This window comes from Chloroflexota bacterium, assembly GCA_015478725.1.
Lineage (GTDB): Bacteria > Chloroflexota > Limnocylindria > Limnocylindrales > CSP1-4 > C-114.
Window position 1 is genome coordinate 1 of sequence record JADMIG010000048.1, and the last position, 12,604, is coordinate 12,604.

The following is a 12,604-nucleotide window of genomic DNA, read 5'->3' on the forward strand; positions in this document are numbered from 1 at the left end:
AAGGGTCGTGACAGGCCCCGATCAGGCCCGCCGGGCGCTGGAAGTTCGGTCTAGTAGTCCATGTCTCCGCCATAGCCGTTGCCGGCGGGCACGGCCTGCTTCTTCTCCGGGATGTCCGTGATGAGCGTCTCCGTCGTGAGGACCATCGCGGCGATGGAGGCGGCGTTCTGGAGCGCCGAGCGGGTCACCTTGGCGGCGTCCACGATGCCCTTCTTGAACATGTCGCCGTACTCGCCCTTGAGGGCGTCGAAGCCGTGGCCGATCTTGGCCTTGCGGACCTGCTCCACGACGACCTCGCCGCGCGCGCCGGCGTTGTCGGCGATCTGGCGGGCCGGCGCCTCGAGCGCCTTGCGGACGATATCTACGCCGACCTGCTCGTCTCCTTCCAGCTTGAGCTTGTCGAGCGCCGGGATGGCCTGGAGGAGGGTCGTGCCGCCGCCGGCGACGAGACCTTCCTCGACGGCCGCGCGGGTCGTCGAGAGGGCATCCTCGATGCGGTGCTTCTTCTCCTTGAGCTCGACCTCGGTCGCGGCACCGACCTTGATGACGGCGACGCCACCGGCCAGCTTGGCGAGGCGCTCCTGGAGCTTCTCCTTGTCGTAGTCCGAGGTCGTGTCCTCGATCTGCGCCTTGATCTGGCTCATCCGGGCCTTGATCTGGTCCGGTGCGCCGGCGCCGTCGACGATCGTCGTGTCGTCCTTCGTGGCGACGACGCGACGGGCCTCGCCGAAGTCCTCGAGCCCGACGCTGTCGAGCTTGCGACCGATCTCCTCGCTGATGACCGTGCCGCCGGTGAGGATGGCGATGTCGCGGAGCATCTCCTTGCGCCGGTCGCCAAAGCCCGGCGCCTTCGCCCCGAGGACCGACACCGTGCCACGGAGCTTGTTGACGACGAGGGTCGCGAGCGCCTCACCGTCGATGTCCTCGGCGATGATCACCATGGGCTTGCCCTGCTGGACTGCCTTCTCGAGGGCCGGGAGCATGTCCTTGACGCTCGAGATCTTGCGATCCGTGATGAGGATGAGCGGATTCTCGAGGACCGCCTCCATGCGATCGGCGTTCGTGACGAAGTACGCCGAGAGGTAGCCTCGATCGAACTGCATCCCCTCGGTGTACTCGGTCTCGAGGCCGAGGCTCTGGCCCTCCTCGACGGTGATGACGCCGTCCTTGCCGACCTTGTCCATCACCTCGGCGATGATCTCGCCGACCTCGGGATCGGCGGCGCTGATCGCGGCGACCGCCGCGATCTGCTTGCGGTTGTCGACCGGGCGCGACTGCTTCTTGATCTCCGCGACGATCGCCTCGACGCCCTTCTCGATGCCCCGCCTGACACCCATCGGGTTGGCCCCGGCGCTGACGTTCTGGAGGCCTTCGGCCACGATGGCCTGGCCGAGCACGATGGCGGTCGTCGTTCCGTCGCCGGCGACGTCATCCGTCTTCGTCGCGACTTCCTTGAGGAGCTGGGCGCCCATGTTCTCGAAGGGATCCTCGAGCTCGATATCACGGGCGATCGTCACGCCGTCGTTCGTGATCGTCGGCGAGCCGAACTTCTTGTCGAGGACGACATTGCGGCCCTTGGGGCCGATCGTCACCTTGACGGCGTCGGCCAGCCGGTCGACACCGCGCTTGAGGCTTCGTCGCGCCATCTCATCGAAGAGGAGCTGCTTGGCCATGGTGTGTGTTGTCCTTTCAGGATGTGCGGTTGGCCTCGCGGCAGCTGCCGGGGCGTGGCGGAGCCGGGGCCCGACCTACGGTCGGCTCTCGACCACCGCGAGGATGTCCTTCTGGCCGATGATCATGAGGTCCTCGCCGTCAAGCTTGAATTCCGTCCCGGCGTACTTCGCGTAGAGGACCTTGTCGCCCTTCTTCACGTCGATCTGCTCGCGCTTGCCATCGTCGAGGATGCGGCCGGGGCCGACAGCGATGATCGTCCCCTCCTGGGGCTTCTCCTTCGCGGTGTCCGGGATCACGATGCCGCTCTTCGTCGTCTCCTCGCCGGGAGTCGGCTGAACGACGACGCGGTCGCCCAGAGGTCGGAGCTTCTTCATGGTCGACGTGGCGTCGTGCGCGGTCGGCTTCGAGGCGTGGGCGGGTCTGGTCGCGGTCGCGGTGGCCATGGGATGGTTCCTCCTCAAGGTCGTTCTGCGGATGGCGGATGGGGGTTCGCGCGGCCTGCGGCCGAGACGTCCGAGGCGGGCTCTCAGCCGTGCGGGACAAGCCGGGTAATCGTCTCTGCTGAACCGTCGCAATCGTATGGTATTATCTGGACTATGTCAATCGACACCCCGGCCGAATCGCCCGCACGCCTGACCTCGACGTCATACCTCGTGCTGGGCCTGGTCGAGCGCGAAGGTCCATCCACTCCCTACGAGCTCAAGCGCCACGTGGCGACGACCATCGGTCACTTCTGGTCCTTCCCCCACGCGCTGCTCTACAAGGAGCCGCCGCGCCTCGTCGAGCTGGGGCTGTTGACGGAGGAGCGCGAGGCGGATGGGCGGCGACGACGGCTCTTCACGATCACCGGCCGCGGCCGCGCGGCGATCAGGGCGTGGCTCGCGAAGCCCTCCCCGGAACCGACCGAACTGCGCGATGCCGGCCTGCTCCAGCTGTTCTTCGCGGATCTGGGGCCAGCCGACCAGCGCCGGGCTCTGGCGGTCGCTCAGCTCGCGATCCATCGCGCCGTCCTCGCCCGCTACGAGGAGGATCGGCGCGCCGAGGGCCTGCACGACGGATCGGACGCGGCGCCGCGCACCGTCGAGCACTGGCGCGGAGTCACGCTGCCGATGGGCCTCCTCTACGAGCGGGCCGCGGTCCAGTTCTGGGAGGGGATCGCGGCGGGCGCCCGGGTGGATGACACCGCCGCGGAGGGCTGACCCAGGCGTGAGTCGATCTCGAGGCGTGCGACCAGGATGGCCGTCCACCTCGGTCGGCTACGACCAGTCGGGATCGTCCGCCGTCCGGCGACGCTGGTGTCGAGGGGCAGTCCCGATGCTGTCCATGACCTTGCGGAATGATGCAGTCGCGAGGGCGACCACCGAGTCGGCGGCGCCGTAGTAGACGGACAGGCGGTCGGCAGCCGCATCGAGGATCCACCCGCAGGGAAACACGACCTGGCCGACGTCACCGGCGCGCTCATAGGCCGCGCTGGGAGCGAACACCCACTCGTCGCTCCGACGGAGCACGACGCGGGGATCGTCGAGGTCGAGGAGGGCCAGACCGACCCGATAGATGGGACCCGCCGCGGTGGCATGGGCGCCGTGGTAGAGCACGAGCCAGCCCTCCGCGGTCTCGAGTGGGGGCGGTCCCAGGCCGATCTTGCCCGCGTCCCACCATGCGCCATCGCGCGCCTCCAGGAGGAGCTCGTGATCGCCCCAGTGACGGAGGTCGGGCGAGAACGAGATCCACATGTGAGCCCCACCGCGGAGCGGGGACGGCCGATGGATCATCGCCCACCGTCCGCCGATCTGGCGCGGGAAGAGTGCCGCGTCCTTGTCCTCCGGCGGCGTCACCGGACCGAGCCGACGAACCTCGCGGAAGTCGCGCGTCAGGGCCAGGGACACGAGCGGTCCGCGACGGCTGTACGCGGTGTACGCGATGGCCCACTCTTCGCGGTCCGCGAGCCACGTGAGGCGTGGATCCTCGCAGCCCCAGATCTCCTCCGGGTGCTGCTCGACCGGCTGCAGCAGCGGCTCGGCATCGAAACGCCAGGAGGTCGCACCGTCGAGGCTGCGCGCCACCTGGAGGTGCGAGATGCCCCGCAGATCCTCGACCCGGACAAGAAGGATCGTCTCCTCACCGACCCGTGCCGCGCCGGGATTGAAGACCGCGTTGGCGCGGTATGGCAGGTCCGCAGCCGTGAGGATCGGGTTGTTCTCGGCCCGCTGGAGGAGATGGTCCAAGGCTGTCACGCTCCTGTCACTGACACTGCCACGAGACCCGGCGATGCGGCCTCGAGGGTGAAACGGCCGCGCATGGCGCGCATGTGCTCCAGTGCGATCAGCCACATGAGGGTCGACTCGGCGCCCTCGTTGTGGTTCATGCCGACGGGGGTCAGCCCATCGCGGCAGCCCCCTCCCTGCGGGTCCGCGATCGCCAGACCCAGATCGTTCCCGCCGAGGAACCAGGCGTACGCGGCTTCGGCGGCTCGGCGGTAGCGGTCCTCGTGGGTGGCTTCCCAGGCGATCTCGGCTGCGAGCAGCAGCGCCGTGGCCTCGATGGGCTGCTGATCGAAGCGGGCGCGCACCCCATCTCGTGGCCACCACCCCCGGTTGCCGACGGTCGTCAGGTGTCCATCGGAGGCCGTCTGGGCCTCGATCAGCCAGTCGAGGACCTGCCCGCCGAGGCGGACCATGTCCGGCGCGTCGAGGAACTCCCCGCCGCTGATCAACGCTCGCGCCACAAGTCCATTCTCGTACGTCAGCACGGCCTCAGGCCAGGGCCACCGAACGGTCACGGTCGGTCCCTCGAACTCCGCCCGCAAACTCGTCGCCAGTCGCCGGTACGTCGGCGCGATATCGCCTGTCCCGCCGGCCCGCAGGGCGGCGTCGCATGCGAGCAGGGCCGAAGCCCGGGGACGTAACGCCCGCAACCGGAGCGTCGCCGGGAGCGCACGGTGGAACAGGGAGGTCACGGCATGGCGGAACGCCTCGTCGGGTGCTTCCAGCATCGCTTCGGCGAGGGCCAGCACGGCCCGGGCATGGGCGTCCTCGGATCCGGGCGAGTCGAGCCAGGTGCCGTCGACGGCACGGAAGTTCCGGAAGCGGCCGGTCGAGACCTCGAACGCATCCGCGAGGAACCGCTGTGAGCGCCACGCGCTGGCGCTCACAGCCGCCCAGCCCAGCTCACGCCGATGCAGGAGATCGACGGTGAGCGAGCGGCACACGTCGTCCGTGCAGTACCCATGTTCCGGGCTCGGGCGACGTCCCACCGCGTGCTGCATGATCCCGATGGAGTCGGTGAGCGCCTCGAGATGCCGCCGACTGACGGGGTACAGCGGCGCGACGTCAGACACCGATCGGGAACATCGACGCCCGGGCGGTCGCGGCGACCGGCGTCAGTCTCGCGACTCGCTCGAACACGCGCATGTACGCCGCGCCCACCGATCGCCACAGCATCGGACGACTGTATTCGTGGGCCCGACGTCCGACAGCCGTTCGCAGACCCGGATCGGTGAGGAGGTTGGCGACGGCGTCGGCAAGGGCCCCGGGGGAGCGCGGCGGGACGAGCACGCCACGTCCGTCGGCCAACAGCTCGGTCGCATATGTGTACGGCGTCGACACCACGGCTCGGCCGGCGCCCATCGCGTAGGAAAGTGTGCCGGACACGATCTGGTCGAGGTTCGGGTACGGCGTGACGAAGACGTCTGCCGCCTGGAGCCATCGCCCGAGCTCCCCCCGGCTCACAAAACGATCGACGAACCGCACGTGGTCGCCCATGCGGAGCGAATCGGTCCGTGCGACCAGGCTCCGACGATAGGCCTCCCCTTCCCGTCGGAGCAGGTCCGGGTGGGTCGCCCCAAGCACCACGTAGCAGGCATCGGGCACGTCGCGCACGATGGCCGGCATGGCCTCGATCGCCAGTTCATACCCTTTGCCCGGGCCGAGCAGCCCGAAGCTCAGCAGGACGCGCCGGCCGACCAGGCCCAGGGCCGGTTTGGCGGAGTCCGGGTCGACGAGCTTCAGATCCGGGACTCCGTGTGGCACGACCTCCACCCGGCTCGAGTCGACGTCATAGACGGTGGTCAGGAGCGACGCGGCGGACTCGGACATCACCACGGTCGTCGCCACGTCCCGCACGAGCCGCGAGAGGATACGACGCTGGGACGGGGTCGGGTGCCGAAGGACCGTATGGAGCGTGGCGACGACCGGCCTGTCGAGGGCGGCGACGAAGTCCAGGACCCGGGCACCATCGTCGCCACCCCAGATGCCGTACTCGTGCTGGATCGAGACGACATCCACATCGCAGTCGCGGAGCGCTCGGGCCGTCCGCGTGTAGTCGGCATCCACGTCCCGCCGGATGCGATGGTGGACTTCCACCGGGTACGGCTCCACCTGGCCGGCCGGCTGGAGGGCGACGATCTCGTGCGCTCCGGCGACGGAGGCCAGGTCGCGGGTGAACGTCGCGATCCCGCAGCGCCGGGGTGGATAGGTCGACACGAATGCCGTCCGGATGCCCATGCAGCGCTCCTCTCGGGATGCAGATGCCGAGCAGGGCGAACAAGGAGTTCGGCTGGACGACGGGTGCGGATGCCGGTGATCTGGTCGTGCGCCTGGCCAGCCGGCAACCGCGTCTGGCTGACACATGGTACCGCCGGAACCCGAAGGTGACCGACGTCGCGCTCGATCCGTCCGGGCGGCTGCTCCGTCTCAGGATTTTCTCATCGGTCGGCGGCGAGACTGGGCGGGTCGCCCGCTCCATCTTCCGCGAGCGATGCCGGGCCGCCGATGGCCGCGGCCCCGGATCCGCTCCCTGTGTGCGAGGCGAACGTTCGAATGAGACTCAAGGTGGCCGCGGTGCTCGTGCTGCTCGCTGTCGGGCTCGGCACGGCCGGATACGTCGTGTTCGTGCCGACCGGCGGGGCGGGTAGCACGAGCCAGTACATCACGGCGACGGCCAGCGTGACGACGGTCTCGCAGGCGGTCGTCGCCACGGGATCGGTCCGGGCCTCGATCGCGTACGACCTCTCGTTCGGAGCGACCCCGATCATCCACGCGAGCACCGCCACGACCGCCTCCTCCGGTGGATCGGCGTGGCTCGTCAGGACCGTGGCCGTCACGCCCGGTGCGACCGTGACGAAGGGAACCGTCCTCGCCACGGCGGACACGACCGACGCGGCGGCCTCCGTCGCGGTGGCGGCCGCGAATCTCGCGGTCGCCGAGGCGAAGCTCGCGGTGGATGCCGCCGGACCGACCGCTGCCGACCGCCAGACCGCGTATTCCTCGATCCAGTCGGCACAGCAGCAGATCTCCTCCGCACAGCAGAGCTCGACGCTCAACAGGCAACAGAACGATCTCAAGATGAGTCAGGCGCAGGCAGCTCTGAAGACCGCCCAGACGAACCTGGCGGCCGACGTCGCGGCCGGGCCGCCGAGCGCGACGATCAGCGCCGACCAGGGCGCGGTCACCCAGGCGCAGGACGCGCTCGCCTCCCTCCAGCTGCAGATCCAGGCCTCGAACGACGCCGCCTCCGCGACCGCGCAACAGAACCAGCTCAAGCAGACACAACTCCAGGCGGCCGTGTCTGCGGCCGAGGCGCAGCTGTCGACCGACACCAGGAACGGTGCGCCCGCGTCGACGCTCGCCGCCGACCAGAACGGGGTGAACGAGGCCCAGCAGGCCCTCGCCTCGTTCCAGCTCCAGGTGCAGGGCGCACAGTCCTCCGTGAGCGATGCCACGCAGCAGAACCAGCTCAAGGTGACCCAGGCGCAAGCGGCGCTCCAGACAGCGCAGGCCAAGCTCACGACGGACCAGGCCGCCGGCCCGAACAGCGCGACGATCAGCGCCGACAAGAACGCGGTCACCCAGGCCCAGCAGGCCCTTGACTCGCTCAAGCTCTCGGTCCAGTCGACCGACATGTCGTCGACCAGCCAGCTCGCCTCGGCCCAGATCGGGTTGACCAGCGCCCAGGCGAGCTACGCCTCGAAGATCGTTCCCGCCATCGCCTCGACGATCGCCTCCGACAAGGCGGGAGTGACGACAGCCGAGAACTCTTTGCGTCAGGCGAAGACGGCCCTCGCCGGAGCCACGCTCACGAGCCCGGTCGACGGCGTCGTGGACGCGGTGAACATCGTGGCCGGCGCCCAGGCGCCGTCAGGAGCGGACGTCGTCGTCGCCTCGAGTGCGCTCGAGGTGTCGGCCAGTGTCACCGAGACGGACTACCCGTCGCTCAAGGTCGGCCAGACGGCGACGGTCTCGATCACCGCGACGGGACAGACGGCCACCGGCACCGTGACGGAGATCGACCCGAGCGGATCGTCGTCCGGTTCCGGCGGCATCGTGAGCTTCCCGATCGTCGTCGCCATCGACTCCACGCCGGCCGGGACGGCAGCGGGGATGAGCGCGAGCGTCTCGGTGACGATCCAGCAGGCCGCGAACGTCCTCGCCGTGCCGTCCAGCGCGATCGTCGGGAGCGGCGGCCAGTACGAGGTTCGCGTGCTCGGTCCGAGCGGTGCCGTCCAGCTCGTGCCGGTGACGGTGGGACTCGTGACCTCGTCGCTCGCCGAGATCCAGTCGGGCCTGTCCGCAGGTGACCAGGTCGTTGTCGGGACGACGGCGGCTCGGACCGGGACGACCACGACGACCGGCGGCCCCGGGCTCCTCGGCGGTGGTGGCATCTTCCGACCCGGCGGCGGAGGGGGTGGCGGCAACCGCCCGGCGGGCGGGACCGGCGGCGGGAACTGACCGTGAGCGCACCGATCATCTGGATCGAAGGTGTCGGCCGGACGTATCACACGGGTCGGATCGACGTGACCGCCCTGGTGGACGTGACCCTCGCCGTGGAATCCGGAGAGTTCGTCGCCGTGGTGGGTCCATCCGGGTCCGGCAAGACGACCCTCATGAACATCCTCGGCTGCCTCGATCGACCGACCGCCGGTCGGTACATCCTCGACGGCACCTCCGTGGCCGAACTCGACGACGACGGCCTCGCCGCCCTTCGGAGCCGGTCCATCGGCTTCGTCTTCCAGTCGTACAACCTGCTCCCCCGGGCGACCGCCCTCGACAACGTCGCGACGCCGCTCATCTACCAGGGGGTCAGCCGCCGCGAGCGAGAGGCACGGGCTCGCGCGGCGCTCGAGCGGCTCGGCCTGGGCGACCGGGTCCACCACGAACCGACCGAGCTGTCCGGCGGACAGCAGCAGCGCGTCGCGATCGCCCGGGCGCTTGTCACGGAGCCCGCGCTCCTCCTCGCCGACGAGCCGACGGGCAACCTCGACAGCGCGAGCGGCGCGGAGGTCATGCGCCTCCTCCACGAGCTGAACGCGAGCGGCCGGACGATCGTCCTCATCACCCACGACCAGGAGGTCGCGGCGGCGGCGAATCGCCAGATCCACGTCCGCGACGGGCGGGTCCTCTCGTGAACGCCCTCGACCTCGTCCTGCTGGCCCTGTCGCGCCTCCGGACGAGTCGCCTGCGCGCGGCACTCACGATGCTCGGCGTCATCATCGGTGTCGCCTCGGTCGTCGCTCTCGTGGCGGTGGGCCAGGGCGCGACCCGCGGGATCACGACGCAGCTCCAGAACCTCGGCACGAACCTCCTGACCGTCAACCCGGGCCGGTTGACGACCGGCTTCACGCGTGGCGGGGCCGGATCTGCGACGACGCTCACCCTGGCTGACGCAACCGCCATCTCGAAGCTTCCCGGTGTCGGCGCCGTCGCACCGGAGATCTCATCCCAGCAGATCGTGGTGGCTGGTTCCCAGAACACGACCACAGCGATCATCGGGACGACGGCCGACTACGCCATCGTCCGCAACGAGACGATGTGGGTCGGGACGTTCCTCACCCCCGCGAGCGGTTCGTACAAGCTTCGCGTCGCCGTGCTCGGGGCGACCACGGCGGACAATCTCGGTCTCGGCGCCACGTCGATCGGGACGGACATCTCGATCGCCGGCATCCCCTTCCGCGTCATCGGCATCATGCAGCCCAAGGGTGGCGCAGGGTTCACCAACCAGGACGACGAGATCCTCATCCCGGTCGGTGCGGCCCAGGACCACTTCGTCAGCGGCGTCACGGTCCGGACGATCGGCGTGAGCGTCGCGACGGCCGATCAGATGACCACGGTCCAGGCCGAGATCACCACGGCCCTCGAGAGCCGGCACGCCATCCCCGCCGGAGGCACGGACGACTTCACGATCAACAATCAGACGCAGCTGCTCGGCGCTGTCTCGTCCGTCTCGACGCTCCTCACCGTGCTGCTCGCCGGGATCGCCTCGATCTCGCTCGTCGTCGGCGGCATCGGGATCATGAACATCATGCTCGTCTCCGTCCGCGAGCGGACGCGGGAGATCGGGATCCGCAAGGCCGTCGGCGCCCGGAGTCGCGACATCCTCCTCCAGTTCCTCATCGAGGCGCTGACCCTGTCGCTCCTCGGCGGCGTGGTGGGCATCGTCGTCGGCCTCCTCGTCTCGGCCGCCATCGGTCAGATCGCCGGCTGGGGCTTCGTCTTCAGCCCGATCACGCTCGCGGTCGCCGCCGGATTCAGCGCGGTCGTCGGCGTCGTCTTCGGGGTCTGGCCGGCCCGCCAGGCTGCCCGCCTCGACCCGATCGCCGCACTCCGCTACGAGTAGGGCAGCCGGGTCACTCGCGATCGGACCGGAGACGGTCTCGCGAGCCGGCGGTCTGAGCGGAGCCGGTCCCGCGAGCCGCACCGCCCGATCGTGCCAGACGACCCTCAGGTGGGCACTCGTCACGGTACGCGGGGCAACATAGGGTCCGGTCGTGCGCGGCGCACCGCTCGCACCACTGTCAGCGGTGCCAGGCGACCGCCAGGTGAGCAGGTGTCCGGGTCCGGCTGACGAGCGCCCGCCTGGAGGACAGATGTCACCGATGGCGTGCCTCTCCTCGACTCGACAGCCGAGTTACATCACTGTGGGTGCGACTGATATCATGCCGGCATGATCCGGACACAGATCTCCCTGACTGAAGCTCAGGTGCAACGACTCCGTCGGGAGGCGCGCCGACGGCACGTGTCCCTTGCGGCGGTCATCCGCGACGCGGTCGACCGGGTCGTGCCCGACGAGGACGCCCGGCAGAGCGGCCGCATCGACAGGCTCCTGGCCGCGGCCGGCTCGGCGGCATCCGGAACGGGCTCGGTTGCGCGAGATCACGACGCCGTGCTGGCGGGAGACCGTTGGTGACTCTCTTCGTCGACTCGAGCGGGATCCTCGCCCTCGTGGACCGGGACGATGCGGCGCATGCGGGAGCCGTCGACGCGTTCACGCTGGGGCGATCCGAGGCGCTTTCGACGCACGCCTACGTCATCGTCGAGACCCTGGCGGTAGCACGCCGGCGCTTCGGCCCGGCGGTCGCGGCCGACCTCATCGATCGCGTAATCCCGGCCCTGGACGTGGCGCCCGTCGACGCCGCGCTTCATGCCGATGCCGTCACAGCCTTCCGCGACACGATCGAGTCATCAGTCTCCCTCGTGGACCGGACGAGCTTCGCCTTCATGCGCCGGGAGGGGATCGAGCGTGCGATCGTCCTCGACGCCGACTTCCGAACCGCGGGTTTCGAGACGCTCCCGTGAAAGGATCGGCCCATCGAGGCGAGTCACCCCCCAAGCACGGATCGTCCACCGTGGTATCCGGCGGCGCCGATTCTGACCCCGCGACGCGCAGGCGTGACGGAGGACGGGTTCGCGAACGGGGTAGCGTGCCGCGCGGGCCGAACCGCGTCGCCGTCGAGATTGACCGCGGGCGGAGCCTCGCGCTGCTCCCCGAACCGGTCCAGCTCATCGAGGAGCCAGAAGAGGATCCCCAGCTCCTCGTCGTGGACCGCGGAAGGGGCGACGATTTCCTCCGTGCGCCCCGGGACTGGCGGGACCGGGAGGCGCGCAGCACGCCCGGCAGGCTGTTGCCCACTGCGAGGCCGTCGAGCCACTTCAGCACGCCCTTCCAGTACACGACCTCGGGGCGCCACCCATGGTGAGCAGCCCGCCGATCAGCTCCCTGCAACCTGCGCGCCGGGGGCCGGCCGCAGCTCGCTGACGCCGACGACGGCGGTGAGGTTCACGAGACCGAACGGGTAGCGGGCGATGAGGCGCCGGTCGCTCAGCTGGCGGACGATCACGCCGGTGAGCGGGATGAAGCGCGACTCGGCCGACTCGACGAACGCCGGCAGGCACGCCTCCTCGTGGAGATACGCATCGCCCCGGACGAGGTGGCCGCCGGTGATGAAGAGCATCCGCCGGGGTGCCTTGCGCACGAGGAGCGATTCCTCGCGGCGGGCCCAGGGCGCCACGGTCGGCTCGCCCATGAAGGCGATCTCGTCGCGGTCGATCCACAGCTCCGGGGCGGTGTCCGACGACGTCGGCCGGCCGGTCCGATCGAGCAGGACGGCGTCGTGCAGGACGAAGAAGCCGGCCCCGAGGTTCATGAGGTCGGACAGGCGCGGGAACCGCCCCATGGCGACCGTGCCCGCCGCCCGCAGGTGGTTGGTGATGATCTCGACCCGCTCGTCGGTGCCCGTGGCTCCGGGCGCGGCGGACAGGCTGCGCGTCTCGAGTGCGTTCATGGGAGTCGATCCTCGCTGCGGCACATGAACGAGACGTGAATCAGGGGGACGGCGCGTTCGTTCGACGGGCACGACCGCATCCTCGCCCCGCCGACGTATGGCAGCGATGAAGGGTGGATGAGAAGGCTCTCACGCTGCGGCGGATCGGCTCGACCGCTACCGACGGGCGGGGGTGACCGCTACCGACGGGCGGGGGTGACCGCTACCGGCGAGCGCGGGTGACCAGTACCGGCGAGCGCGGGTGACCAGTACTATTCGGGCATGCGCTTGACGATGCCGCGGCGCGCGACGAGTGACCCGCCGGCTCTCCCCACGTCCCGGTTGCTCTCCCCGTTCGGGCTCACCCTGTTCGGCCTGGCACAGCTCGCCGACCTC

Annotated in this window: 13 protein-coding genes; 7 read left to right on the forward strand and 6 right to left on the reverse strand. The window is 69.8% G+C overall.

The genetic code is table 11. The annotated features are described in order from the left end of the window. Positions 1-50: 50 nt before the first annotated feature. Both groL and groES read right to left on the reverse strand, forming a co-directional pair. A complete protein-coding gene (groL, locus tag IVW53_14980) occupies positions 51-1,673 on the reverse strand; it encodes a chaperonin GroEL (GenBank protein ID MBF6606869.1) in 1,623 nt (540 codons plus the stop codon). A gap of 75 nt (positions 1,674-1,748) precedes the next feature. After that, the gene (groES, locus tag IVW53_14985) at positions 1,749-2,048 is read right to left on the reverse strand and encodes a co-chaperone GroES (protein ID MBF6606870.1); all 300 of its coding nucleotides are present in this window, start codon (positions 2,046-2,048) and stop codon (positions 1,749-1,751) included. Positions 2,049-2,270: 222 nt separating this feature from the next. Between groES and IVW53_14990 the strand changes: the two genes are divergently transcribed. Beyond that, entirely contained in the window at positions 2,271-2,873 is a 603-nt protein-coding gene (locus IVW53_14990; GenBank protein MBF6606871.1) for a PadR family transcriptional regulator, read from the forward strand. Positions 2,874-2,930: 57 nt separating this feature from the next. On the opposite strand, the gene IVW53_14995 is transcribed toward IVW53_14990, so the two are convergent. The 3 genes from IVW53_14995 to IVW53_15005 are packed head-to-tail and all read right to left on the reverse strand — an operon-like array spanning position 2,931 to position 6,176. Next, complete coding sequence (locus IVW53_14995; GenBank protein MBF6606872.1) at positions 2,931-3,908, reverse strand: glycosidase; 978 nt, start codon at positions 3,906-3,908, stop codon at positions 2,931-2,933. Beyond that, positions 3,905-5,011, reverse strand: a complete 1,107-nt coding sequence (locus tag IVW53_15000) for a hypothetical protein (protein ID MBF6606873.1) — start codon at positions 5,009-5,011, stop codon at positions 3,905-3,907. Before IVW53_15000 ends, IVW53_14995 begins: the two co-directional genes overlap by 4 nt. Next, the gene (locus IVW53_15005; protein ID MBF6606874.1) at positions 5,004-6,176 is read right to left on the reverse strand and encodes a glycosyltransferase family 4 protein; all 1,173 of its coding nucleotides are present in this window, start codon (positions 6,174-6,176) and stop codon (positions 5,004-5,006) included. Before IVW53_15005 ends, IVW53_15000 begins: the two co-directional genes overlap by 8 nt. A gap of 315 nt (positions 6,177-6,491) precedes the next feature. On the opposite strand from IVW53_15005, the gene IVW53_15010 reads away from it, so the two are divergent. The 6 genes from IVW53_15010 to IVW53_15035 all read left to right on the forward strand — a co-directional run bounded on the left by IVW53_15010 (position 6,492) and on the right by IVW53_15035 (position 11,644). Beyond that, on the forward strand, positions 6,492-8,399 hold the full coding sequence (locus IVW53_15010; protein MBF6606875.1) for an HlyD family efflux transporter periplasmic adaptor subunit: 1,908 nt from the start codon (positions 6,492-6,494) through the stop codon (positions 8,397-8,399). Between the two features lie 14 nt (positions 8,400-8,413). Further along, positions 8,414-9,076 carry an ABC transporter ATP-binding protein gene (locus IVW53_15015; protein MBF6606876.1) on the forward strand — a complete coding sequence of 221 codons (663 nt, stop codon included), beginning with the start codon at positions 8,414-8,416 and terminating at the stop codon, positions 9,074-9,076. After that, the gene (locus IVW53_15020) at positions 9,073-10,284 is read left to right on the forward strand and encodes an ABC transporter permease (GenBank protein ID MBF6606877.1); all 1,212 of its coding nucleotides are present in this window, start codon (positions 9,073-9,075) and stop codon (positions 10,282-10,284) included. Before IVW53_15015 ends, IVW53_15020 begins: the two co-directional genes overlap by 4 nt. 327 nt (positions 10,285-10,611) lie before the next feature. Then, positions 10,612-10,854 (forward strand): ribbon-helix-helix protein, CopG family, encoded by a 243-nt coding sequence (locus IVW53_15025; GenBank protein MBF6606878.1) that lies wholly within the window; start codon positions 10,612-10,614, stop codon positions 10,852-10,854. Then, positions 10,851-11,243 (forward strand): PIN domain-containing protein, encoded by a 393-nt coding sequence (locus IVW53_15030; GenBank protein MBF6606879.1) that lies wholly within the window; start codon positions 10,851-10,853, stop codon positions 11,241-11,243. Before IVW53_15025 ends, IVW53_15030 begins: the two co-directional genes overlap by 4 nt. A gap of 125 nt (positions 11,244-11,368) precedes the next feature. Continuing rightward, positions 11,369-11,644: a hypothetical protein gene (locus IVW53_15035; GenBank protein MBF6606880.1), complete on the forward strand. Its 276-nt coding sequence runs from the start codon at positions 11,369-11,371 to the stop codon at positions 11,642-11,644. A 12-nt stretch (positions 11,645-11,656) separates the two neighbouring features. Here IVW53_15035 and IVW53_15040 read toward each other — a convergent pair whose 3' ends face one another. Then, positions 11,657-12,229: a hypothetical protein gene (locus IVW53_15040; GenBank protein MBF6606881.1), complete on the reverse strand. Its 573-nt coding sequence runs from the start codon at positions 12,227-12,229 to the stop codon at positions 11,657-11,659. Positions 12,230-12,604 lie beyond the last annotated feature (375 nt).

What these genes read in the sequence shown, in the direction of transcription:
- groL (MBF6606869.1), bottom strand. Translation starts at nt 1,673, where the DNA reads ATGGCCAAGCAGCTCCTCTTCGATGAGATGGCGCGACGAAGCCTCAAG.
- groES (MBF6606870.1), bottom strand. Translation starts at nt 2,048, where the DNA reads ATGAAGAAGCTCCGACCTCTGGGCGACCGCGTCGTCGTTCAGCCGACT.
- IVW53_14990 (MBF6606871.1), top strand. Translation starts at nt 2,271, where the DNA reads ATGTCAATCGACACCCCGGCCGAATCGCCCGCACGCCTGACCTCGACG.
- IVW53_15005 (MBF6606874.1), bottom strand. Translation starts at nt 6,176, where the DNA reads ATGGGCATCCGGACGGCATTCGTGTCGACCTATCCACCCCGGCGCTGC.
- IVW53_15010 (MBF6606875.1), top strand. Translation starts at nt 6,492, where the DNA reads ATGAGACTCAAGGTGGCCGCGGTGCTCGTGCTGCTCGCTGTCGGGCTC.
- IVW53_15025 (MBF6606878.1), top strand. Translation starts at nt 10,612, where the DNA reads ATGATCCGGACACAGATCTCCCTGACTGAAGCTCAGGTGCAACGACTC.
- IVW53_15040 (MBF6606881.1), bottom strand. Translation starts at nt 12,229, where the DNA reads ATGAACGCACTCGAGACGCGCAGCCTGTCCGCCGCGCCCGGAGCCACG.